Raw genomic sequence first — 558 nt, forward strand, 5'->3', positions numbered from 1 at the left:
CAGCATGGATCAGGAGATACGAAAGTTAATAGTAAGATTAAGTATCTTGCCAATGGTACCATTGCAGCAAATTCAACGGATGCGGTCAATGGTTCGCAACTTTTTGAGACAAATAAGGCTGTTGCAACCTATTTAGGCGGTGGTGCTGGTTATAAAGATGGCGCATGGACAACACCAAACTTCAAGGTTTCGACTGTTAATTCTGATGGGAGTGCTGCTGAAGAGAAGAGCTATGAGAATGTAGCGGATGCGCTTGCTAGTGTAGGAAGTTCTTTGACGAATGTTCATAAAGAGATAAAGAATGAGATTAACCAAGTAGTGGGTGATAGTCTTGTTAAGCAAGATGCTGATACACATGTTATAACGATTGGTGGTGAAAAGAGCGGTACTAAAGTTACGCTTGCGAATACTGATGGTGCAGCACGGACCTTGTCTGGTATAAAGGAAGCAGCAAAGAATGATGAAGCGGTTAACAAAGGCCAGCTTGATCAAGAAATAGAAGATGTACGTTCAGTAGCGGTTTTTTATGATGAAGAAGTAGAGCCAAAAGATGTCAAT

Annotated in this window: 1 pseudogene; it reads left to right on the top strand. The window is 41.4% G+C overall.

The features are described 5' to 3' along the window. Positions 1-558 (top strand): annotated as a pseudogene (locus PVV70_RS09700) (hypothetical protein); the annotation flags it as partial.

The sequence above is a fragment of the Bartonella sp. AU55XJBT genome (genome assembly GCF_028618525.1).